General features: G+C 74.2%; 23 protein-coding genes. 11 read left to right on the top strand and 12 right to left on the bottom strand.

The genetic code is table 11. From position 1 onward, the window contains the following. The first annotated feature begins 90 nt into the window (after positions 1-90). Positions 91-876 carry an isoprenyl transferase gene (locus ACFPL3_RS10920; protein ID WP_343944713.1) on the top strand — a complete coding sequence of 262 codons (786 nt, stop codon included), beginning with the start codon at positions 91-93 and terminating at the stop codon, positions 874-876. A 17-nt stretch (positions 877-893) separates the two neighbouring features. Continuing rightward, entirely contained in the window at positions 894-1,292 is a 399-nt protein-coding gene (locus ACFPL3_RS10915) for a hypothetical protein (protein WP_379588933.1), read from the top strand. Here ACFPL3_RS10915 and ACFPL3_RS10910 read toward each other — a convergent pair. The 3 genes from ACFPL3_RS10910 to ACFPL3_RS10900 all read right to left on the bottom strand — a co-directional run bounded on the left by ACFPL3_RS10910 (position 1,281) and on the right by ACFPL3_RS10900 (position 2,379). Then, positions 1,281-1,466, bottom strand: a complete 186-nt coding sequence (locus ACFPL3_RS10910) for a DUF1918 domain-containing protein (protein WP_343944715.1) — start codon at positions 1,464-1,466, stop codon at positions 1,281-1,283. The two genes, ACFPL3_RS10915 and ACFPL3_RS10910, sit on opposite strands and share 12 nt — an antisense overlap. A gap of 86 nt (positions 1,467-1,552) precedes the next feature. Then, positions 1,553-1,981 (bottom strand): Fur family transcriptional regulator, encoded by a 429-nt coding sequence (locus ACFPL3_RS10905; protein WP_343944716.1) that lies wholly within the window; start codon positions 1,979-1,981, stop codon positions 1,553-1,555. Beyond that, positions 1,978-2,379 carry an ArsR/SmtB family transcription factor gene (locus ACFPL3_RS10900; protein ID WP_343944717.1) on the bottom strand — a complete coding sequence of 134 codons (402 nt, stop codon included), beginning with the start codon at positions 2,377-2,379 and terminating at the stop codon, positions 1,978-1,980. The genes ACFPL3_RS10905 and ACFPL3_RS10900 overlap by 4 nt, the downstream gene beginning before the upstream one ends. Before the next feature lie 99 nt (positions 2,380-2,478). On the opposite strand from ACFPL3_RS10900, the gene ACFPL3_RS10895 reads away from it, so the two are divergent. Continuing rightward, the gene (locus tag ACFPL3_RS10895) at positions 2,479-2,793 is read left to right on the top strand and encodes an antibiotic biosynthesis monooxygenase family protein (protein ID WP_343944718.1); all 315 of its coding nucleotides are present in this window, start codon (positions 2,479-2,481) and stop codon (positions 2,791-2,793) included. 32 nt (positions 2,794-2,825) lie between these two features. Then, positions 2,826-3,986, top strand: a complete 1,161-nt coding sequence (locus ACFPL3_RS10890; RefSeq protein ID WP_343944719.1) for a pyridoxal phosphate-dependent aminotransferase — start codon at positions 2,826-2,828, stop codon at positions 3,984-3,986. A gap of 16 nt (positions 3,987-4,002) precedes the next feature. On the opposite strand, the gene ACFPL3_RS10885 is transcribed toward ACFPL3_RS10890, so the two are convergent. From ACFPL3_RS10885 to ACFPL3_RS10875, 3 genes are read right to left on the bottom strand one after another with little or no spacing between them, the layout of a single operon-like run. Continuing rightward, positions 4,003-5,178 carry a winged helix DNA-binding domain-containing protein gene (locus ACFPL3_RS10885; protein WP_343944720.1) on the bottom strand — a complete coding sequence of 392 codons (1,176 nt, stop codon included), beginning with the start codon at positions 5,176-5,178 and terminating at the stop codon, positions 4,003-4,005. A 34-nt stretch (positions 5,179-5,212) separates the two neighbouring features. Beyond that, positions 5,213-5,842, bottom strand: a complete 630-nt coding sequence (locus ACFPL3_RS10880; protein WP_343944721.1) for an SRPBCC family protein — start codon at positions 5,840-5,842, stop codon at positions 5,213-5,215. A gap of 2 nt (positions 5,843-5,844) precedes the next feature. Further along, positions 5,845-6,195, bottom strand: coding sequence for an ArsR/SmtB family transcription factor (locus tag ACFPL3_RS10875; protein WP_343944722.1), 351 nt, complete (start codon positions 6,193-6,195; stop codon positions 5,845-5,847). 129 nt (positions 6,196-6,324) lie between these two features. On the opposite strand from ACFPL3_RS10875, the gene ACFPL3_RS10870 reads away from it, so the two are divergent. Next, on the top strand, positions 6,325-7,722 hold the full coding sequence (locus ACFPL3_RS10870; RefSeq protein ID WP_343944723.1) for a glycine--tRNA ligase: 1,398 nt from the start codon (positions 6,325-6,327) through the stop codon (positions 7,720-7,722). A 150-nt stretch (positions 7,723-7,872) separates the two neighbouring features. Here the strand turns inward: ACFPL3_RS10870 and ACFPL3_RS10865 are convergent, their stop codons facing one another. Then, complete coding sequence (locus tag ACFPL3_RS10865) at positions 7,873-8,871, bottom strand: hemolysin family protein (RefSeq protein ID WP_343944724.1); 999 nt, start codon at positions 8,869-8,871, stop codon at positions 7,873-7,875. Next, positions 8,868-10,226, bottom strand: coding sequence for a hemolysin family protein (locus ACFPL3_RS10860; protein WP_343944725.1), 1,359 nt, complete (start codon positions 10,224-10,226; stop codon positions 8,868-8,870). Before ACFPL3_RS10860 ends, ACFPL3_RS10865 begins: the two co-directional genes overlap by 4 nt. A gap of 207 nt (positions 10,227-10,433) precedes the next feature. Here ACFPL3_RS10860 and ACFPL3_RS10855 point away from each other — a divergent pair, with 207 nt between their 5' ends. The 5 genes from ACFPL3_RS10855 (at position 10,434) to ACFPL3_RS10835 (ending at position 14,526) form a co-directional block, all read left to right on the top strand. Beyond that, positions 10,434-11,456, top strand: a complete 1,023-nt coding sequence (locus ACFPL3_RS10855; RefSeq protein ID WP_343944726.1) for an XdhC family protein — start codon at positions 10,434-10,436, stop codon at positions 11,454-11,456. A 167-nt stretch (positions 11,457-11,623) separates the two neighbouring features. Beyond that, positions 11,624-12,202, top strand: a complete 579-nt coding sequence (locus ACFPL3_RS10850) for a YdcF family protein (RefSeq protein ID WP_343944752.1) — start codon at positions 11,624-11,626, stop codon at positions 12,200-12,202. Next, on the top strand, positions 12,202-13,452 hold the full coding sequence (locus ACFPL3_RS10845) for a deoxyguanosinetriphosphate triphosphohydrolase (protein WP_343944727.1): 1,251 nt from the start codon (positions 12,202-12,204) through the stop codon (positions 13,450-13,452). The genes ACFPL3_RS10850 and ACFPL3_RS10845 overlap by 1 nt, the downstream gene beginning before the upstream one ends. Positions 13,453-13,468: 16 nt before the next feature. After that, the gene (locus ACFPL3_RS10840) at positions 13,469-13,879 is read left to right on the top strand and encodes a YccF domain-containing protein (protein WP_343944728.1); all 411 of its coding nucleotides are present in this window, start codon (positions 13,469-13,471) and stop codon (positions 13,877-13,879) included. 59 nt (positions 13,880-13,938) lie between these two features. Beyond that, a complete protein-coding gene (locus ACFPL3_RS10835) occupies positions 13,939-14,526 on the top strand; it encodes a carboxymuconolactone decarboxylase family protein (protein WP_343944729.1) in 588 nt (195 codons plus the stop codon). Here ACFPL3_RS10835 and sigJ read toward each other — a convergent pair. Further along, positions 14,492-15,376 carry an RNA polymerase sigma factor SigJ gene (sigJ, locus tag ACFPL3_RS10830; protein WP_343944730.1) on the bottom strand — a complete coding sequence of 295 codons (885 nt, stop codon included), beginning with the start codon at positions 15,374-15,376 and terminating at the stop codon, positions 14,492-14,494. The two genes, ACFPL3_RS10835 and sigJ, sit on opposite strands and share 35 nt — an antisense overlap. Before the next feature lie 27 nt (positions 15,377-15,403). Further along, complete coding sequence (locus ACFPL3_RS10825) at positions 15,404-16,117, bottom strand: HNH endonuclease family protein (protein ID WP_343944731.1); 714 nt, start codon at positions 16,115-16,117, stop codon at positions 15,404-15,406. A gap of 118 nt (positions 16,118-16,235) precedes the next feature. On the opposite strand from ACFPL3_RS10825, the gene ACFPL3_RS10820 reads away from it, so the two are divergent. Continuing rightward, positions 16,236-16,370, top strand: coding sequence for a hypothetical protein (locus tag ACFPL3_RS10820; protein WP_343944732.1), 135 nt, complete (start codon positions 16,236-16,238; stop codon positions 16,368-16,370). 10 nt (positions 16,371-16,380) lie between these two features. Here ACFPL3_RS10820 and ACFPL3_RS10815 read toward each other — a convergent pair whose 3' ends face one another. Continuing rightward, a complete protein-coding gene (locus ACFPL3_RS10815) occupies positions 16,381-17,874 on the bottom strand; it encodes an ABC transporter substrate-binding protein (RefSeq protein ID WP_343944733.1) in 1,494 nt (497 codons plus the stop codon). 18 nt (positions 17,875-17,892) lie between these two features. Next, the gene (locus tag ACFPL3_RS10810) at positions 17,893-19,755 is read right to left on the bottom strand and encodes a hypothetical protein (RefSeq protein WP_343944734.1); all 1,863 of its coding nucleotides are present in this window, start codon (positions 19,753-19,755) and stop codon (positions 17,893-17,895) included. Between the last annotated feature and the right edge of the window lie 70 nt (positions 19,756-19,825).

Here is a 19,825-nt window from a genome sequence, read left to right as displayed (position 1 = left end):
CACGGTAGAGGGATGGGCGGTTTGCCCGGACTGGGGTAGTCACCCGAGGGACCCTGAGGTCTACCCCACGGTCGCCCCTAGGGTTGACCCGTGAGTCGGTTCCAGCCCCCGCCGCCGCACCCGTCGGGTGCGCGTCCGCCCGCGATCCCGCCGGAGCTGGTGCCCCGCCACGTCGCGCTGGTCATGGACGGCAACGGGCGCTGGGCCAACGCTCGCGGCCTGCCCCGGATCGAGGGGCACCGCCGCGGGGAGGCCTCGCTGATGGACGTGGCCCGCGGCGCGATCGACATCGGCGTCAAGTGGTTGTCGGCCTACGCGTTCTCCACCGAGAACTGGAAGCGCAGCCCCGACGAGGTGCGCTTCCTCATGGGCTTCAACCGCGACGTCATCCGCCGCCGCGTCGACGAGATGGACGCGATGGGCGTGCGCGTGCGCTGGGCGGGCCGGCGCCCGCGGCTCTGGCGCTCGGTGATCAAGGAGCTGGAGATCGCCGAGGAGAAGACCAGGCACAACGACGTCCTGACGCTCACCATGTGCGTGAACTACGGCGGGCGGGCCGAGATCGCCGACGCCGTCAAGAAGGTCGCGGCCCTCGCCGCGGAGGGCCGGATCAAGCCCGACAAGATCGACGAGCGCATGATCGCGCGGTACCTCGACGAACCGGACATGCCGGACGTCGACCTGTTCGTGCGCTCCTCGGGCGAGCAACGCACGTCGAACTTCCTGCTCTGGCAGTCGGCGTACGCGGAGCTCGTCTTCCTCGACACCCTGTTCCCCGACTTCGACCGCCGCCACCTGTGGCAGGCGATCGAGATCTACGCCCGCCGCGACCGACGGTTCGGCGGCGCCCTCGACTCCCCGGAGGCCGTCTCGTGAGCAGTGCGATCGCCGACATGCTCGCCGTGGCCCGCGCGGCCCTCGAACGCTTCCACGACGTCACCGCCGACGAGGACGGCGCCCTCACGTTCGCCCACGGCGGCGTCGTCTGCGCGTTGCAGGGCCTGGACCTGGAGGACGGCCTGCCCGTCCTCAACCTCACCTGCGTGGTGGCCTGGGACCTGCCCGCCGAGAGCGACGTGCCCACGCAGGTGGCGATGGGTGTCGGGGAGGGCCTGTTCGGCACCCCGCGGGTGATAGAGGGCAGCGCAGGCTGGGACGTCACGTGGCGCTACGCCTTCCCCGCCGCAGGGTTGGACGAGAAGGCGATGGGCACGCTGCTGATGCTGGTGGTGAGCGGCGCCTCCAGCCTGCGCGCCGCCTTGCTGCCCGACGAGAGCCGGTCAGCCCGGTGAGGTGACGTGCGCCCCCGGGCCGGGGTGGAACACCGACTCGTGGCCGTCCCGCCAGCGAACCCGGTAGCACGTGCGGTCACCGGAGCCGATCACCTCGAGGACCTCGCCCTCGCGCCGGCTCTGGTCGACGACCGTCGCCTCAACGACGATGTGGTCGCCTGCTTTCGCCTCCATCGGCAGGTCACCTCCCTCCGGATCGGGCTTCACCTCGATGCTCCCGCAGCGGGCGGCCGCGGTCCAGGGGGATCGCCCGCCGGGTGTCAGCGGGACGCGCCGCAGTCCTTGCAGAGGCCGAAGACCTCGGCCGTGTGGCTCAGCTCCACGAACCCGTGGTCGGCGGCCACGCGCTGCGCCCAGGTCTCGACGGCCGGGCCCTCGATCTCCACGGTGTAGCCGCAGCGGCGGCAGACGAGGTGGTGGTGGTGCTCGGCGGACGCGCAGCGGCGGTACACGGCCTCGCCGGAGCCGGTGCGCAGCACGTCGACCTCACCGCCGTCGGCGAGGGTCTGCAGGGTGCGGTAGACGGTGGTGAGGCCGATGCCCTCACCGGCCCGCCGCAGCTCCTCGTGGATCTCCTGCGCGGAGCGGAAGTCGTCGAGCCGGTCGAGCATCGCCGACACCGCCGCGCGCTGCCGGGTGGCGCGCAGCGCGCGCGTGGTGGGCGCCTGCCCGTCGACGCCGGTGTTCATCGCCCCTCCTCGACGTGCGCGACCGCGTCGACCACGATGTGGGCGAGGTGGTCGTCGACCAGCGAGTACACCACCTCGCGCCCGCGGCGTTGGCCGTGCACGACACCGGCGGACTTCAGCACGCGCAGGTGCTGGCTGATGAGCGGCTGGGCCACCTCCAACGCGTCGACCAGGTCGTGGACGCACCGGTCGGACTCCAGGAGCTGCAGCACGATCGCGATGCGCACGGGGGCCGCGAGCGCGCGCAGCAGGTCGCCCGCGGCCGCGAGCGTGCGCGTGGTGTGCACCGGAGCCGGGGGAGCGCCCGGGCTGCCTGCCGCGTGCTCGACGTGATCGTCGGCGGGCAGCCCCTCCTCGGCGGCTCGCCCGACGGGCCCCGCACCTGCGACGATCGACATCGGCGTCCCCATCCCCGGGAGCGGCGGCCGCGCTCCCCGGTGGTCAGTGCGCTGCGGGCCGCGTCCCCATCGTAGGCGCGTGCTGGAAGGGTGGGTGGCGTGCTGCTCGTGTGCCGGTTCACCACCTCTCCCGATCTCCTCGCGCGCGCCCGCACGGCGCTGGAGCTGCTCACCGCGGCGCCGGGGTGCCTCGGCGGCGAGTTCGGGCGTTCGGTGGACGAGCCGGACCGCTGGGTGCTCACGGTCCGCTTCGCCTCCGTGGACGCCTACCGGCGCGCGCTCTCCCCGTTCCCGGTGCGCGAGCACGTGGTGCCGCTGCTGTCGGAGGCGCTGGCCGACGAACCGGCGACGTTCGAGGCGCTGGTGACGGCCGAAGGCGGCACGGCGACCACGCACCGGAGCCTGTTGGCCTAGCCTCGTTCCGCATACGGAACGAAGGAGGGGGCATGACCGTCAGTCGCCTGCGTGAGATCCCCGGCATCGGCGTGGACCAGCTCGGCGACCGGGCCGACCGGGAGGGCGACGAGACGCTGCTCCGCCTGGAGAACCTCGACACCGACCTCCGCCCGCCCGCGGTGGCCCTGGAGACGACCAGGGCCGCGATCGACCAGGACAGCGCCAACAGCTACCTGCCCTTCCAGGGCGGTCTGACGCTCCGCGAGGCCGCCGCCGCCCACGTCGGGCGGCTGGCCGGACGGCACTACGACCCCGCCCGTGAGTGCGTCATCACGGCGGGCGGGCTCAACGGGGTGCTCAACACGCTGCTGGCCACCGTCGAACCCGGCGACGATGTGGTGCTGGTCGACCCCGTCTACGCCGGGCTGGTCAACCGCGTCCGGCTCGCGGGAGGGGTGCCCCGCTTCGTCCCGCTGACCGCCACCGCGGCCGGGTGGACGCTCGACCCGGACGAACTGGCAGCCGCGGTCACCACGCGCACGGCGGTGGTGCTGATGATGTCGCCCGCGATGCCGACCGGATCGGTGCTCGGACCCGCGCACTGGGACGCCCTCGCCCGCGCGCTCGACGGTACCTCGGCGTGGCTGCTCCACGACGCCGCCATGGAACGCATCCGCTTCGACGGCGCCGAGCCGGCGCACCCGGCCCGGCACGAGGGGCTCGCGGCCCGCACGATCACCGTCGGCTCCGCGTCCAAGGAGCTGAGGATGATCGGGTGGCGGGTCGGGTGGGTCGTCGGCCCGGAGGCGATCATGGGAGACGTCAACCTGGTCGGCCTCACCAACGTCGTGTGCCAGGTGGGGCTCGCCCAGGAGGCCGTGGCCGCGGCGCTGAGCGCCCCCGACGCGGACGCGGACGTGGCGTGGGCGGTCGACCTGTGGCGCGCCCGGCGCAACGCCGTCCTGGGCGAGCTCGCCGGCTACCCGGTGATCCCGCCCGACGGCGGCTGGTCGCTGCTCGTCGACACCGCGCAGCTCGGCATGAGCCCGGCCGAGGCCTCCGAGCGCCTGTTCACCCGCGGCCGCGTGGCCGCCACGCCGATGGACGGGTGGGGTCCCTCGGGCGAGCGCTACCTGCGGTTCGTGTTCGCCAACGAACCGGTCGAGCGGCTGGGCGACCTCCGCCTGCGCGTCGAGGCGGCGTGGGGCTGACCGGCCAGGTGACGGTTCAGGCCCGCAGCTCCTTGTGCAGCGGCGCGGGGAACCGCGGGGTGAAGCGCACGTCGCCGAGCAGACGTTCGAGCTCGTGGGCCGCCTGCTCGACCTCCGCCGATCGCTCGGCGCCGACGTCCTGCAGGATCCGCAGGGCGATCGTTCCGTCGCCGCGCTGCGCCCAGCCGCCGACGATCCGGCCGTCGACCCAGACCGTGGCGCCGCCGTTGCCGTTGCGGTCGAACAGGAGCGGGACGTGGGCCGGGTCGAGCAGGAAATCCCGCTGCTTCCAGCCCATGGTGGCCGGATCGAGCCCGGGGAGCAGGGCGACGGACGGCTCCGCGGATTCCACCGGGTCGACGTCGTCGGGCAGCACGAAGCCGGTGCCCTCGGCGAGCTCCACCTCGACGGCGCCGACGTCGGCGAGCGCGCGTTTCGTCGCGGCCACCGTCCAGCCCGCCCACCACTGCAGGTCGGCGGCCGTGCCCGGCCCGTAGGAGCGCAGCCAGGCCTGCGCGAGCGCGGCGCCCGCCGTGCGGGGCTCCAGCGGCTCGGCGAGCACCGGCGCCCATGCGTCGGCCGCCGCCCACCGGTACTGGCCGTTGATCCACGTGCCGGAGGGCGCGGCCCGCAGCACCCTGCCCTCGAAGCCGAGCACCAGCAGCAGCCGGGAGTGCGCGGACATGGACGTGGCCTGCCGCCCGGTGCCGATCGTGATCGGCACGGCGAGGTGCGGCACGAGCCTGCCCAGCTCGCGCGCGCCCAGCGGCCCCTTGTCGGCGAGCACCGCGAGGATCTCGGCCGACGCCTCGGCGATCCAGCGCGCGGGGTCGGGCCCCAGGCCTGCCCCGGTCACGGCGGCGAGGAGCATCGATCGCTGCCGCGGCAGCAACGTGACGGTGGCCGAGTGGTGGGCCGCCCGGGCGAGCTCGTGCCCGAAGACCCACAGCGTGCGGCGCATCGCGTGGTGGCGCACCAGCGAACGCTGCACGTACAGCGCGTCGTCGACCGCGGGCAGCACGGGACGGCGCATCCGGGCCGCCGCGGACAGGTGCACCGTGACCGGGTCGGTGGAGTGGAGCCCGGCGAGGGCGTCCGCCGCGGCGACCACGTCGTCGGTGCGGGTGCCCGGCGTGAGCAGGAGTCGCGCGGCGAGCCGGGCTCGCCTCTCGGCGGGGTCGATGCGGCGCACCCGGAGAGCCTGCCAGACCGGCGCCGCGCGCGGATCAGCTCGCGGTGTACGCCGCCACCGTGCGCTCGGCCGCCGCCCGGGCCGCCTCGGGCTCGGCACCGCCTGCCACGTCGGCCTCGGACCAGCGCCGTCCGCACTCGGTGAGGAACCGCGTGCCCGACTCCGTGGCCCACCACGCCGCGTGGTCCTGGTCGTTGGTGACGCCGCCCCCGGTGGCCAGGTGCAGGGCCAGCGCGGCGAGCGCCATGTCGTAGCCGAGGCCGACGGCGCCGGGGCCGTACTGCTCCCAGTGCTCCTCCGGGTGGGCGATGTGCTCCAGTTCGAAGCGCGACCCGCCTCCGGGCTCGGGGGCCAGCCGGACCTCCACCCAGCTGATCCCGCCGCCGAACTCCCAGGTGAGGGAGAAGCTCTTGGGCGGGTCGCAGCGCTCGACGGTGCCGGAGGCGTTGCCCTCGATCTGGTACCGCCCGCCGAGCCGCAGGTCGCCGCTGACGGGGGCGAACCAGCGCGCGAGCCGGTCGGCGGTGGTGCAGGCCTCCCACAGGTCCTCGACGTCGGTGTCGTAGGCCTGGCTGATCGTCACGACCGCGGCCTCGCGACCGTCGCGCTCCCGGCGGCCGACCGCCCGCCGGACGGCGTCGACCTGCGGGTCGATCTCGAACATGGTCACTCCTCTGGGTGGTCGGAGCGCAGCCTGCGTTCGCGCTTGCCGCGCTCGATCTCGGTGGCCAGTGCGGCCAGGCGGGGGGTCCAGAACCGGCGGAAGCGGTCGAGCCACCCGTCGATGTCCTGCAGCGGTTCGGTGCGCACCGCGTAGAGCCGACGCGTGCCCTCGGGGCGGACCGTGGCGAAGCCGTTGTCGCGCAGCACCTTGAGGTGCTGGGAGACCGCGGGCTGGGAGATGCCGAACTCCGCGCGGACCACGGCGGTGACGGCCCCCGAGGTCTGCTCGCCCTCGGCCAGCAGCTCGAGGATCCGGCGCCGGACCGGGTCGCCGAGGACGTCGAACGCGTGCACGACGGCGAAGCTACAGGTCTGACTTATATAAGTCCAGACTTAAAATACGGCGCGGACCGGGGTGGGACAACCCGGTGGACCGCGGCGGATAGGCTGGAAACCTCACCTTCCGTCGTCCTGGAGTCACCCGTGGCCAGCAAGCCCTCGTCCGCAAAGATCGACACCATCGTCGCGCTCGCGAAGCGGCGCGGCTTCGTCTTCGCGTCCGGGGAGATCTACGGCGGTACCAGGTCGGCCTGGGACTACGGGCCGCTGGGCGTCGAGCTCAAGGAGAACCTCAAGCGGCAGTGGTGGAAGTTCATGGTCACCGGCCGCGACGACGTCGTCGGCCTCGACTCGTCGGTGATCCTGCCGCGCCAGGTGTGGGTGGCCTCCGGCCACGTCAACGCGTTCCACGACCCGCTGGTCGAGTGCCTGTCCTGCCACCGCCGGTTCCGGGCCGACCAGCTCGCCGAGGAGTACACCGAGCGCACCGGCAAGGCGGCGGCGGAGGACGACCTCTCCGAGATCCCCTGCCCCAACTGCGGCACCCGCGGCCAGTACACCGAGCCGCGCGAGTTCAACATGATGCTCAAGACCTACCTCGGCCCGGTGGAGTCCGAGGAGGGCCTGCACTACCTGCGCCCGGAGACGGCCCAGGGCATCTTCGTGAACTTCCTCAACGTGCAGACCACGTCGCGCAAGAAGCCCCCGTTCGGCATCGGCCAGATGGGCAAGAGCTTCCGCAACGAGATCACGCCCGGCAACTTCATCTTCCGCACGCGCGAGTTCGAGCAGATGGAGATGGAGTACTTCGTCGAGCCCGGCTCCGACGAGGAGCTGCACCAGTACTGGATCGACGAGCGCACCAGGTGGTACACCGACCTCGGCATCGCCCGCGACAACCTGCGCCACTACGAGCACCCGAAGGAGAAGCTGTCCCACTACTCGAAGCGCACCGTCGACATCGAGTACCGGTTCGGCTTCACCGGCCAGGAGTGGGGCGAGCTCGAGGGCATCGCCAACCGCACCGACTTCGACCTGTCCACCCACTCCAACCACTCCGGCGTGGACCTGTCGTTCTACGACCAGGCCTCCGGCGCCCGCTACCGGCCGTACGTCATCGAGCCGGCCGCCGGCGTCGGGCGCTCGATGATGGCGTTCCTCATCGAGGCCTACACCGAGGACGAGGCCCCCAACGCCAAGGGCGGGGTCGACAAGCGCGTGGTCCTGCGGCTCGACCGCAGGCTCGCCCCGGTCAAGGTCGCGGTGCTGCCGCTCTCGCGCAACGCCGACCTCTCCCCGAAGGCCCGCGACCTCGCCGCCACGCTGCGCAAGCACTGGAACGTCGAGTTCGACGACGCGGGCGCGATCGGCCGCCGCTACCGCCGCCAGGACGAGATCGGCACCCCGTTCTGCGTCACGGTCGACTTCGACACCCTCAACGACCAGGCCGTCACCATCCGCGAGCGCGATTCGATGTCGCAGGAGCGCGTGGCGCTGGACCAGGTCGAGTCGTACCTCGCGGCGCGCCTGATCGGCTGCTGACTCCCGGTACGTGATCGTTCCGAGATGCGGGTCGCCGCCCCGGGCGGGGCGATCCACCACATCTCTGACCGATCATGCCCGTGTCCCCATTGCACGAACGGCACCTTCGTACCGCTCTATCGGACGAGGGTGCCGTTCGTACGGGGTGGGTCAGGCGGGGGCCGGGAGGAGGCGGTCCAGCAGGTCGTGGAGCGTCACCAGGCCCAGGATCGCCCCGTCGGCCTCCACCAGCGCGATCTGGTTGCGCTCGGCCTGCATCGCGCCGAGCGCGTCGTGGATCGGCAGGTCGGCCGGGAGGGTGTGCACCGGGCGCATGAGCTCGGCGGCAGTGGTGGTGACGGGCACCGCCAGCGCGTCGCGGACGTGTACGACGCCGACCGCGCGGCCCTCGGCATCGCCGACGACGAGCCGCAGGTGGCCGCTCTCCCGGGCGGCGGCGCGGATGGCCGCGGCGTCGGCGTCGGCGGGTACGCCCGCCACCTCCGACCGCGGCCGCACCACCTCGCGCAGCGGCGCCCGGTCGAGCTCGAGCGCCGTGACGATCTGGTCGCGGCGTTCGGGGTCGAGGGCGCCGGTGGTGGCCGAGTGCTCCACCAGCTCGCGCAGGTCGTCCGGGTTGCGGCCGCCGGCCAGCTCGTCGACCGGCTCGACGCCCACCCGGTGCAGGCACCAGTTGGCCATGCCGTTGAGCGCCACCAGGATCGGGCGCGTGACCAGCATGAACGCCCGCATCGGCAGCGCCAGCATCGTGGCGGAGCGCTCCGGGTGGGCGATCGCCCAGGACTTCGGGGCCATCTCGCCGACCACCAGGTGCACGAACGTGACGATCACGAGGGACAGCACGAAGGACACCACTGTGGCCGCCGGGTCGCCGATCCCGCCGAACAGGGGGTGCAGCAGCTCCTCGACCGCGGGCTTGCCGATGGCGCCGAGCCCGACGGTGCACAGGGTGATGCCCAGCTGCGAGCCCGCGAGCAGCATCGACAGGTCGCGGGACGAGCGCAGGGCGGCCCGGGCGGAGGGGCTGCTCGCCGCGGCCTCCTCGAGGCGGTAGCGGCGAGCCGCGACGAGCGCGAACTCGATCGCGACGAAGAACGCGGAGAGCGCGACCAGCACCGCGGACACGCCGAGCGCGACGCCGATGCTCATGTCCGCACCTCCTCGTCGGCCCACGCCAGGCGCACCGACGACGGCACGCGCCGCTCGACGGCCAGCACGCTGAGCTCCAACGTGCGGGGCGGCTCGCCCTCCTCGGACAGCGACGGGTCGGTGAGCTCGAGGCGCACGCGGTCGCCTGGCTGGGGCAGCCGCTGCAGCTCGTGGATCACCAGCCCGCCGATCGTCTGGTAGCCGCCCTCGGGCAGGTCGGCGTCGAGGAGGCGCTCGGCCTCCTCGACGGACAGGGTGCCGGGCACGGTCCATTCGCCGTCGCCCGCGGCGAGGTCGTCGGCCCCGGCCGGGTCGTGCTCGTCGGTGATCTCGCCGACGAGCTCCTCGGCGATGTCCTCGACGGTGACGACGCCCGCGAGGCCGCCGTACTCGTCGACGACCACGGCGAACTCGTCGTCCGCCGCGCGCAGCCGGTCGAGCACCGCGGGCAGCGGCAGCGACGCGGGCACGAGCACGGGGGTGCGGGCGACGTCGGTGACGCGCAGGGTGGCGAGGTCGGTGCGGCCCTCGAGGGCCAGGACGTCGCGCAGGCAGATCACGCCGACCACGTCGTCGGGGCTCTCCCCGATCACGGGCAGGCGCGAGTGGCCCGACGCCATCACCTCGACCAGCTCGGCGATCGTGGCCCGCGCGGGCACCGAGGTGACCCGCGGGCGCGGGATCATCGCGGCCCGCGCGGTGCGGTCGGTGAAGTCGAGGACGCGGTCGAGCAGGGTGGACAGGTCGTCGTCGAGGTCGCCGCTGTCGCGGGACTCGTCGATGATCGCCTCCAGGTCGCGCGGGGTGGCCGAGTGCTCGACGTCGTGCACGGGTTCGATCCGCAGCGCCTTGAGCAGCAGGTTCGATGCGGCGTCGAACAGCCGGATGAGCCAGCCGAAGGCGGCGAGGTAGATCGACGTGGAGAGCGCGAGCGCGCGGGCGACCGGTTCGGGGCGGGCGATGGCGAGGTTCTTGGGGAACAGCTCGCCGAACACCATCTGCACGACGGTGACCACGACCAGCGCGACCAGCGCGCCGAGGGCCACCCCGAGCCCGGCGGGCACGCCGGTGGCGCCGAGGAGTTCGGCCACGCCGTCGCCGATCATCGGCTCGGCGACGTAGCCGGCGAGCAGGCCGGTGACGGTGATGCCCAGCTGGGCACCGGAGAGCATGAAGGAGGTGCGGCGGGTGATGGCGAGCGCCCGGCGCGCGCCGGCGTCACCGGCGGACGCGCGGGCCTGCAACCGGGAGCGGTCGACCGCCATGTACCCGAACTCCTGGGCCACGAAGTAGCCCGTGAGCACGGTGAGGGCGACGACCGCCAGCACCCCGACGAAGATGGAAACGATGGTCACGGGCCATCGGCCCGTTCAGGCTGCCGTCCTGCGAGGACGGCGCCGGTACTGTCTGCGGGGTCCATTGTTCCTGTGGTCTGGTTGTGGGCGTTCGTCCGATTGCAACGCCGGAGATCGTCGGATGGTTCCCGACCGCCGGGCGAACACCTCACACGATAGACGCGTTCGTGCGCGAATCCGTCAGCGCCGATCGCTACCCTGGGGATCGTGACGGAAGCGGGCGCGGCTGCGGTGTCGGAGCTCCGGGATCTGGGTGCGGCGCTGCGGGAGTGGGCGCCCCACGGCGTCGGTGTGGTGCGGGTGCTCGCGCGCCACGGGTTCGGCACCGTCGAGAGCGGGCAGCTGGTCGCGGCCACGGCGGGTGGCCCGGTGGCCGGTTCGCTCTACCGCGGCGCCCTCGACGACGCGGTCCTCCCGCTGGCCCGGGCCGCGGTGGCAGGGGCCGACACCCGGGAGGCGCACGTCGCGGAGGCGGCGGCGGTCGACGCCGGGCTCGCCTGCGCGGGCGGGGCCACGCTGCTGGGCCATCCCCTGCCTGCGGCGCAGGCCGGTGCGCTGGGCGAGGCGCTGGAGCGCGAGGTGCCCGCCGCGCTGGTCTCCACCGTGCGCGGCAGCGGCGCGGTGGTGCTCGCCGGGCCGGAGCTGGAGGCCGTGCACGGGTCGCTGGGCACCGCGGAGCTCGACGAGCAGGCGGCCTCGGCTGCCCGCGGCCTGCTGCGCCGCGGCGCCACCGCCACCGAGCGCGTGCAGGCGGGCGACGACGAGCTGCTGGTCGACATCTGGGTGCCGGTGCCCTCGGTGCTGGTCGCCGGGGCCGGCGCCATCGGCGAGGCGCTGGTGGCGCAGGCCGAGCTGCTCGGGTGGGGTGCGCGCACCGAGACCGGTCTCGACGCCGTTCACGCCGCCGTCGCCGCGTTCACCGACGCCGACGTGCTCGTGCTGCTCGACCACGCCCCCGCGTTCGACGTCGTGCTGGTCGACGCGCTGCGGCGGGGCCGGGGCTTCATCGGCGCGCTCGGTTCGCGCCGCACCCAGGCCGCCCGCCGCGAGCGGTTGATCGCCGCGGGCCTCACCGAGGAGGAGCTGGCGCGGCTGCACGGGCCGGTCGGGCTCGACCTGGGGGCGCGCACACCTGCCGAGACGGCGGTGTCGATCGTCGCGCAGGTGGTGGCGGCCCGGTCCGGCCGCACGGGCAGCGCGCTCGCCGCCACCGACGGCCGGATCGGCTGATGACCGCCCGGCACGACCTCTCCCGGCCCGTGCGGTCGGCCGCCCTGCGGCCCCGCCGGGTCGCCGACCTCGTCGGGGCCGAGGCCCCCACCCTCCCGCTGCCCGGTCCCGAGCGGCCCCCGCGCCGCCGCGGCTGGTTCTTCCGGCTGGTCGTGGGCGGGCTGCTGATGGTCGCGCTGGTGGTTGGCGGCACCGCGTTCCGGGTGTGGCAGGTGGCGCGGGTCGACGACCGGCAGCCGGTCGACGCCGTCATCGTGCTCGGGGCCGCCCAGTACGACGGCGAGCCCAGCTCGATCTTCGCCTACCGGCTGCGGCACGCGGAGGCGCTGTACGAGGAGGGGCTGGCGCCGCGGATCGTCACCACCGGCGGCAACCGCGCGGGCGACGCCCACACCGAGGCCGAGGCGGGCCGGCGCTACCTGATCGAGCGGGGCGTGCCGAGCGAGGACGTGATCGCCGTCGCGGAGGGGTCGGACACCCTCGGCAGCCTCCAGGCCGTGGCCGCCCGCGCCGGGCAGGACGGCTGGACGAGCGCGCTCGTCGTCAGCGATCCCTGGCACTCGCTGCGCGCCCGCACGATGGCCCGCGACAGCGGGCTCGACGCGTGGACCTCGCCCACCCGCAGCGGCCCGGTGGTGCAGACGCGTGAGACCCAGCTGCGCTACATCGTCCGCGAGACCGGGGCGCTGCTGTACTACCTGCTCACGCACGCGTCCGTGGACACCGAGTCCACGGGGCTGGGCTGATGCCCGCCGACGGGTACTCCGCGCACGATCGGGCCCGCCCGGCGCCGGAGTCGCCCAAGGGCACCGGCCGGGAGCGGCGCAGCCCGTTCGAGCGTGACCGGGCCCGGGTGCTGCACTCGGCGGCGCTGCGCCGGCTGGCGGGCAAGACCCAGGTCGTCGGGCCGGGGGAGGGGGCCGAGATCAGCGGTGTGCCGCGCACGCGGCTCACCCACTCGCTGGAGGTCGCGCAGATCGGGCGCGGGATCGCCGAGGAGCTGGGCTGCGACCCCGACGTCGTCGACACGGCGGGCCTGGCCCACGACATCGGCCACCCGCCGTTCGGCCACAACGGGGAGCGCGCCCTCGACGGGTTCGCAGCCGAGTGCGGGCTCGAGGGCGGTTTCGAGGGCAACGCGCAGACGCTGCGCATCCTCACGAAGCTGGAGCCCAAGGTCGACGGGGTGGGGCTCAACCTCACCCGGGCCACGCTCGACGCGTCCTGCAAGTACCCGTGGGTGCGGCGGCCGGGCGACCGCAAGTACAGCGCGTACCCCGAGGACGCCGACGTGTTTGCGTGGGTCCGCGAGGGCGCCCCGCCGCGGCGGCGCTGCCTCGAGGCGCAGATCATGGACTGGGCCGACGACGTCGCCTACTCGGTTCACGACGTGGAGGACGGCATCCTCGCCGGCCGCATCGACCTCGCCGCGCTGGGCGTGGCGCACGAGCGGGCCGCGCTCGTGGAGCTCGCGGCGCGCCACTTCGGGGCCGAGCCGCACGCGCTCGGCGAGGCGGCCGAGGCGCTGCTCGCGCTGCCGGTCGTCGCCGCGGTGCGCGGGTTCTCCGCAGCGAGCGCGTCGGGCGGCGACCACGTGGCGCTGAAGCGGCTCACCAGCGAGCTCGTGGGCCGGTTCGTGCACGCCGCCGTGGAGGCCACCCGGTCGGCCCACGGCGACGCCCCGCTGCTGCGCTACACCGCCGACCTGGTGGTCCCGGCCCGGGCCGCGGCGGAGGTGGCGCTGCTCAAGGCGGTGGCGCTGCGGTACGTGATGAGCGACCCCGGCCGGCTCGCGATGCAGGCCCGCCAGCGCGAGCTGCTCGTCGAGCTGGCCACCGCGCTGCGCGCGGGCGCCCCGGAATCGCTGGACCCGGTGTTCGCCGCGGAGTGGAAGGCGGCCCCCGACGACGCGGCCCGGGTGCGGGTGGTGCTCGACCAGGTCGCGATCCTCACCGACCAGCAGGCGGTCGCGCGCCATCGCGCGATCGCCGGATGAAGCGGACACTCGGGACGTGCGCACCATCGGCAACGTCATCTGGCTCGTGCTCGCCGGCTGGTGGCTCGCGATCTGCTACGCGGTCGCGGGCGTGCTCGCCTGCGTCCTGATCATCACGATCCCGTTCGGGATCGCCGCGTTCCGGCTCGCGGGGTACTCCCTGTGGCCGTTCGGGCGGCGGGTGGTCGTGGCGCGTGAGGCGGGCCTGCCGTCCCTGATCGGGAACGTGATCTGGATCCTCCTGTTCGGCTGGGAGCTCGCGCTCCTGCACATCGCGGCCGGGGTCCTGCTGATGATCACGATCATCGGCATCCCGTTCGGCATCGCCTCGATCAAGCTCGCCGTGCTCGCGCTGGTGCCGCTGGGCACCCGCGTGGTCGACGCGGAGGAGGCCAGGGTCCCGGCCTACGAGATCCGTCCCGCGTAGCTGTCACGAGCGGGCCCGCCGTCTCGTCCTCGGGGTGACACCACCTCGAGGAGGACGACATGCCACGCATCCCCGCGGTCCCCGAGCAGGAGGCCGGGTTCCTCACACGGCTCGTGTACCGCGTCATCCGCCGCAAGTTCGGCGACGTGCCGGAGCCGCTGGCGGTGGCCCGCCACCACGGGCGCCTGTTCTGGGCGTCGCTCGTGGCCGAGGGCGTGCAGGAGTGGGCGCCGCGGGTGCTCCCGACGCGGGTGCGCGAGCTGGCCGTCTACCGCACCGCCACGGTGATCGGCTGCTCGTGGTGCGTCGACTTCGGCACGATGCTGCAGCGCCTCGACGGCCTGGACGTCGAGCGCCTGCAGCACATCGACTCCTACGCCACCCACCCGCTCTACGACCGGGCCGAACGGCTGGCGATCGCCTACGCCGACGCGATGACCGCGCAGCCGATGACGGTGACCGACGCGCAGGTGGCGGAGCTGGAGGCCGAGTTCGGGCGGGCCGGGGTGGTCGAGCTCACCCACGCCATCGCCCTGGAGAACATGCGGGGCCGGTCCAACCACGCCCTCGGCATCACCGACCAGGGGTTCGACGCGGCCTGCAAGGTGCGCCTCAGGCCGGCACCCGCGCCAGCTTCTCGGGGTTGAGCACCTGGTAGATGGCCGCGATCCGGCCGTCGCGCACCGCGAAGGACGCCACGGCGCCGGCCGGTGACCCGAGGGCGGGGGTGCGCAGACCGAGCTCGCCGTTGACGTGGAGCACGAACGCGCCGCGCAGGAGGTCCTCGCCGTATTTCTCGAGCAGCCCGAGCGCCAGCCGCGCCACCTTCTCCGCGCCGACGACGGGGCGGCGGGCGGCCTTCGCGCGGCCGTCGGAATCGGCGACCCAGACGACGTCCGGGTGCAGCAGCTCCACCAGCGCGGCGCCGTCGGCGCGCGCCATCGCCTCGCTGAAGCGGGTGATCAACGCCTCCTGCTCCGCGGTGGTGGCGCGCGGCGGCGGGTCGGCGGCGGCCACGACCCGGCGGGCCCGCGTCGCGTGCTGGCGTGCCGTGGCCTCCGGGCAGCCGAGCACCTCGGCGATCTGCGCGTACGGCAGCGCGAGCGCCGCGTGCAGCACGAACGCCACGCGCTGCGGGGGCGTCAGGCGCTCCAGCACCAGCATCGCGGCCATCCGCACCCCCTCGTCGCGCACCACGGCGGCGAGCGGCTCGTCCTCGCCGGTGGTGACGAGCGGCTCGGGCAGCCACGGACCGACGTAGCGCTCGCGGCGGGCCGCCGCCGAGCGCAGGCGGTCGAGACACAGCCGTCCCACCACGGTGGTGAGCCACGCGCGTTCGTCGCGGATCTCCGCGCGCGCCGCCTCGTCCAGCCCGGCGAGGCGCAGCCACGCCTCCTGCACGGCGTCCTCGGCGTCGGCGACGCTGCCGGTGATCCGGTAGCCGACCCGCACGAGATGGGCCCGGTGATCCTCGAACAGCCGCTCGTCGGTCAGCACGGCGCCGACGGTACGCGGCCGGGGTGCTCACGACGCGGCGGCGACGCCCGGGTCGGACGGGAGCTCCTGGCCGGGGCAGGTGCTCAGCACGCCGGCGATCGCCTCCCGCTCCGCGGCGGTGACCCACAGCCGGTACTTGGTCTTCACCGCCACCTGCCGCGAGACGTAGTCGCAGCGGAAACCGCGGGCCGGCGGGAGCCAGGTGGCGGCGTCGCCGTCGCCCTTCTGCTGGTTGAGCGACCCCTCGGTGGCCATGAGGTTGAGCGGGTCGTTGGCGAGCTGTTCCCTGGTGGCGGCGTCGAGCTGCTGCGCCCCGGTCTGCCACGCGTTGGACAGCGCCACGACATGGTCGATCTGCACGTCGTCGCTGGTGTCGCGGCCGCGCCGGAACTGCATCGTCCGGCCGGAGTACGGGTCGGCGAACACGCCGCTCTGCACCACGCACGAGTGCGTGCCGGGCCGGTACTCCACGGCGGTGAGGTCGCGGGCGAGTACGTCGTTGCGCTGGTCGCAGCCGTTGCGGTCGATGTCGCGCCAGCTGGGCCCGAACTCGTCGCGGTCGTAGCCGGTGCGCGGCGCCCTGCCCTTGACCGGGAGGGCTTCCAGCGCCGTGGCGGCGTCCCCGGTCGGGCTCGAGACCGGGGCCGGGAGGGGGTCGATCCGCACCTGGATGTCGGCACAGCCGGCCAGCACGGCGGCGAGGAGGAGGATCGGGAGGAGGACGGGCCACCGCAGCTGCACCCGGTGATCATCTCCTGCCGCGCGGGGAGCCTTCCATCGGCCGAACGGCCGAGGGCGGGCGCGGAATCCGTACCTCCGGCTGAGGCCGGTCTCCGCGTTCCCGGTGGATCGTGGAGCCATGACGAACTTCGCAGAACTGCTCACCGTGCTCGCTGCAGGCGGCGGCCTCGGCCTGCTGCTCGTGATGGCCGCGGTGCCGTTGCTGATGGACACCGACCGGCCGCGCGAGAGCCGCGCCGTCGTGCGGCGGTGACGGAGAACGCTCAGCAGGCCAGCGGTTCCCCCGCGGCCGCCGGCGCCACGAGCCGGGCGCTGCCGTCCGGCTCCAGCGACAGCAGCGGGAACAGCTTGCCCACCGCGTCGCCGCACGCCGACAGCGCCAGCTCGCCACCCGCGCCCACCACGCTGTTCACGCCCCGCACCTGGTAGAGCATCTGGATCACCGCGCCCGGGCTCACCTCCTGGGCCTCGGCATCGGTCGTCTGCCCGGCCCGCCGGATCGCGGTCAACGCGAGCAGCATCGTGTCGTGCCCCATGATCGCCGCGCCGTCGTCCAGCGACTCCTCCGGGAACAGCGTCGGCAGGCAGGCGTCGCACCCCGGCCGGAAGTACGCGAGGGCACCCGCGTTGTAGCGGTCGCGGTGCTCGGCGACGTCCCACATCGCGGGGTGGGCGAGACCCGTGTAGGTCAGGCTGACGTTCCCCGACAGCGCCGTGCGGACGCCGACGTCGGCCGCCAGGGCCAGCTCCCGGATCCCCGACGTGTCGTCGCCGGTCACGATGTCCAGCGGGGCGTCCTGGCACGGGCGGTTGGCCAGCACGTCGACGAACTGCGCGAGCGGCTCCCCGCGCCCCGCGAAGTACACGACGTCGGGGCGCTCGACGCACAGGTTCCGCCCGATGTCGCTGAACGCGGCGTTCAGCCCGTCCTTCGAGCTGTCGAACGTGGCCTCGGGCGTCTCCCCGTACGTTCCGCGGAAGGCGCTGGCCAGCGTGGCCGCGTAGGGGTCGTCGGCGTTGGTGTCGCGCAGCAGCAGCGGCCGCGCGTACCCGCGGCCGCGGATGTGCTCGGCAGCCGCCCGCGCCTCGTCGGTGTTGGTCGGGGCGACGCGGAAGAACCCGTCGACCAGCCGGGTCGCCGGGTCGACGCTCAGGCTGTCGGCCGTCAGCCGCGCGCCGATCACGGCGATCGAATCGCCGTCGGCCGGATGCGTCAGCTCGGCGATCGCCTCCTGCGTGGTGCGCAGGCTGTAGCCCATCCCGGCCACGGCGCGCAGGCGTTCGTCCCCGGCCGCCATCTCCTGGAACCGCCGCACCACCTCCTGCCAGTGGGCGTTGCCGACCCCCGCGTTGCCGACGACGAGCTTGACCTTCGGGCCGCCACCCTCCACCTCGGCGGTGTGGTTGGCCCGCAGCTGCGCCACGTGGGCCCCCTCCAGCTCGTGGCGCAGCTCGGCCGACTCGGCCGTGCGCTCCGCCTCCGGGGCGAGGGGGAGCAGGTAGCCCACGGTGTAGAACGGCCCGTCGACGTCGGCGTTCTCGGCGGCGATGGCGGCCATGACCGGCGCGAGCAGGGGATCACCGAAGTCGCTGGAGTCCGACACCCCGATGCACGCCTCACCCACGGAGCGGAGGCCGGCGTCGCAGGGGTAGAAGGGGCTCCACCGAGCCGACGGCGCGAGCCACACCACGAGCGCGGCGACGACCAGCACGACGGTGAGGCCTGCGACGAATCGCGGTCCGGGCGGACGCGGCACGATCGAGCTCCTTAGCTGCTAGACCAACTCGTCGAGGAACTGCTGCCGGGTGCGCAGCTCGGCGGCGTGCGCGAACAGCGCCTCCGTCATCGACCGGCTCAGGCGCGTGTCGGTGAGCGCCTCCAGCGCGTGGGCGGCGTCCTGGAACTCCTGGTGCTCCGGGCGCCCGAGGTGGTTGCGGCTCAGCCACAGCGTCGCCACCAGTTCGGTCACGCGCCGTTGCCGCTCGTCGGTGCCGCTGTCGGTGGCCGCCGCCCACGCCGCGGCGAAATCGGTGTGCTCGTCGCGCCTGCGAGGTGCGCTCGTGATGCACGTGAGCTCGTCGAGCCAGCGCGCGGGATCCCCGTCGTCGAGCAGCCCGGCCAGGTAGCGGCCGGCAGGCAGGGCGTGCCCGGAGCGCGCGAGCAGGTAGTGGTGGCGCCAGGCGCTGTCGGAGTGCCGGGCGGCCAGACGCTCGAAGACCACCTCCCACGACATTGGCGACCGGGCCTGCGACAGCCCCGCGAGGTGGGCGCGGCGCAGGACCGGGTGCAGCGCCTCGGATGCGGGACCCGCCCACAGCGACCGGGAGACGAGCACCTGCGCGCGCGTCCTGCGCGTCAACGTGTCCTGCACCGAGATGCCGGGCTCCCCGGACGGGGCGAGCACCGCGAGGAACGCGGCGGCGGCGCTCGGGTCGCGCGGGCTGATCGCGCTGAGGATCTGCAGGTCCTGCTCGAGCTCGCGCGTGGCTCCCGCCGGCAGCGACGCGGTCGCGAGCTCCGTGGCGAGGGCGAGGGGGAACAGGGTCTCCCGGTTCGGCCTCCCGTCCCTCGGCAGCGCCCGCCCGCGCTCAGCCATGCGCTCGTACGCCCAGCGGTGGCCACCGGACAGGGACCGGCTCCAGCGGTCCACGGCGTCGCCGGGCTCGTCCCGCGGAAGGTTGTGGCCGAGGTCCAGCACGTGCACCGGTGCCGGTGCGCCGGAGGGGCGGGCGCGCAGGTCGACCGCGTCGGGCCCGGTCGGCCCCACCACGTCCCGGCCCCAGGGGAAGCCGGCCACGCCCGAGGCGGTGCGGGCGCCGCACGCCGCGACGACCAGCAGCGGGTCCCCGGCCCCTGGGCCGGGCTCGTCCCGGCGCGCCGCGAGCAGCTCGCGGACGAACAGCAGGGGAGCATCCGCGGTGCCCGCGCCGTCGATCAGCAGCAGCACGTTGCGCGTGAGTCGCTCGGAATGGCGCCAGCGCGTGAACGCCCGCCGCAGGTCGGCGACGAAGGCCCGCAGCAGCAGGGCGTCGACCTCGGCGTCCCGGCCGCCCGCGTGGTTGAGGCGGTTCAGCTCGACCAGGCCGGCGATGCCGCCGTTGGTGCCGGTGGCGGCGGCGAACCACCGCCAGGCCGACACCCGCCTGCGCAGCAGCCACATCAGTGGCACCACCGCCTCGAGCCCGGCGTGCGCCCCGGCCTGGACCTCGTTCGGGGGCAGCGCGGCGAGCACGCGCCGGGCCCTGGCGACGACGCCGCGCACGTCGGTCATCACGAGGTCGCGCCGTCCCAGGTGCTCCTCCAGCGCCCGCATGGCCTGCACCGGGTCGTGGGGGAGCCTGGGCGTCAGGGCGGCGGCACCGAGGAAGAGCCGCCGGAACATGCGCCTCGGCACGGGGGCTCGGCGCACGAGCTCGTCGGCGATGGCGAGGGCCACCTCGTACGGCCGCGCGTCCCGGGCACCCTCCAACGCGATCCGCACGACCGGCGCACGGGGGCGCCAATGGGCGTCGACCTCGGCGAGCAACGGGGACTTCCCGCTGCGGACGGGGCCCTGGACGACCACCACCGGGAGGTCGGGCAGGGCGCGGTAGTCCGCTCGGTCGAGCTGATCGGCGAGTGAGTCGCTCAGCGTCAAGGCGTGGATCCCTTTGCGGCGCAGGCGTCCTCGGGGCGGCTGCTCGGGTGACGGGCGGGGGCCCGAACGG

Source organism: Pseudonocardia zijingensis, from assembly GCF_042657305.1.
Classification (GTDB): Bacteria; Actinomycetota; Actinomycetes; order Mycobacteriales; family Pseudonocardiaceae; genus Pseudonocardia; species Pseudonocardia zijingensis.
The sequence above is the reverse complement of the archived record's forward strand: the minus strand, read 5'-3'. Positions and strand labels throughout refer to the sequence as shown.

Excerpts from the sequence above, each read along its gene's own strand:
- ACFPL3_RS10915 (WP_379588933.1), top strand. The coding sequence starts at position 894 with ATGCTCGCCGTGGCCCGCGCGGCCCTCGAACGCTTCCACGACGTCACC.
- ACFPL3_RS10910 (WP_343944715.1), bottom strand. The coding sequence starts at position 1,466 with ATGGAGGCGAAAGCAGGCGACCACATCGTCGTTGAGGCGACGGTCGTC.
- ACFPL3_RS10905 (WP_343944716.1), bottom strand. The coding sequence starts at position 1,981 with ATGAACACCGGCGTCGACGGGCAGGCGCCCACCACGCGCGCGCTGCGC.
- ACFPL3_RS10900 (WP_343944717.1), bottom strand. The coding sequence starts at position 2,379 with ATGTCGATCGTCGCAGGTGCGGGGCCCGTCGGGCGAGCCGCCGAGGAG.
- ACFPL3_RS10890 (WP_343944719.1), top strand. The coding sequence starts at position 2,826 with ATGACCGTCAGTCGCCTGCGTGAGATCCCCGGCATCGGCGTGGACCAG.
- ACFPL3_RS10880 (WP_343944721.1), bottom strand. The coding sequence starts at position 5,842 with ATGTTCGAGATCGACCCGCAGGTCGACGCCGTCCGGCGGGCGGTCGGC.
- ACFPL3_RS10865 (WP_343944724.1), bottom strand. The coding sequence starts at position 8,871 with ATGAGCATCGGCGTCGCGCTCGGCGTGTCCGCGGTGCTGGTCGCGCTC.
- ACFPL3_RS10850 (WP_343944752.1), top strand. The coding sequence starts at position 11,624 with ATGGTCGCGCTGGTGGTTGGCGGCACCGCGTTCCGGGTGTGGCAGGTG.
- ACFPL3_RS10845 (WP_343944727.1), top strand. The coding sequence starts at position 12,202 with ATGCCCGCCGACGGGTACTCCGCGCACGATCGGGCCCGCCCGGCGCCG.
- ACFPL3_RS10835 (WP_343944729.1), top strand. The coding sequence starts at position 13,939 with ATGCCACGCATCCCCGCGGTCCCCGAGCAGGAGGCCGGGTTCCTCACA.
- ACFPL3_RS10820 (WP_343944732.1), top strand. The coding sequence starts at position 16,236 with ATGACGAACTTCGCAGAACTGCTCACCGTGCTCGCTGCAGGCGGCGGC.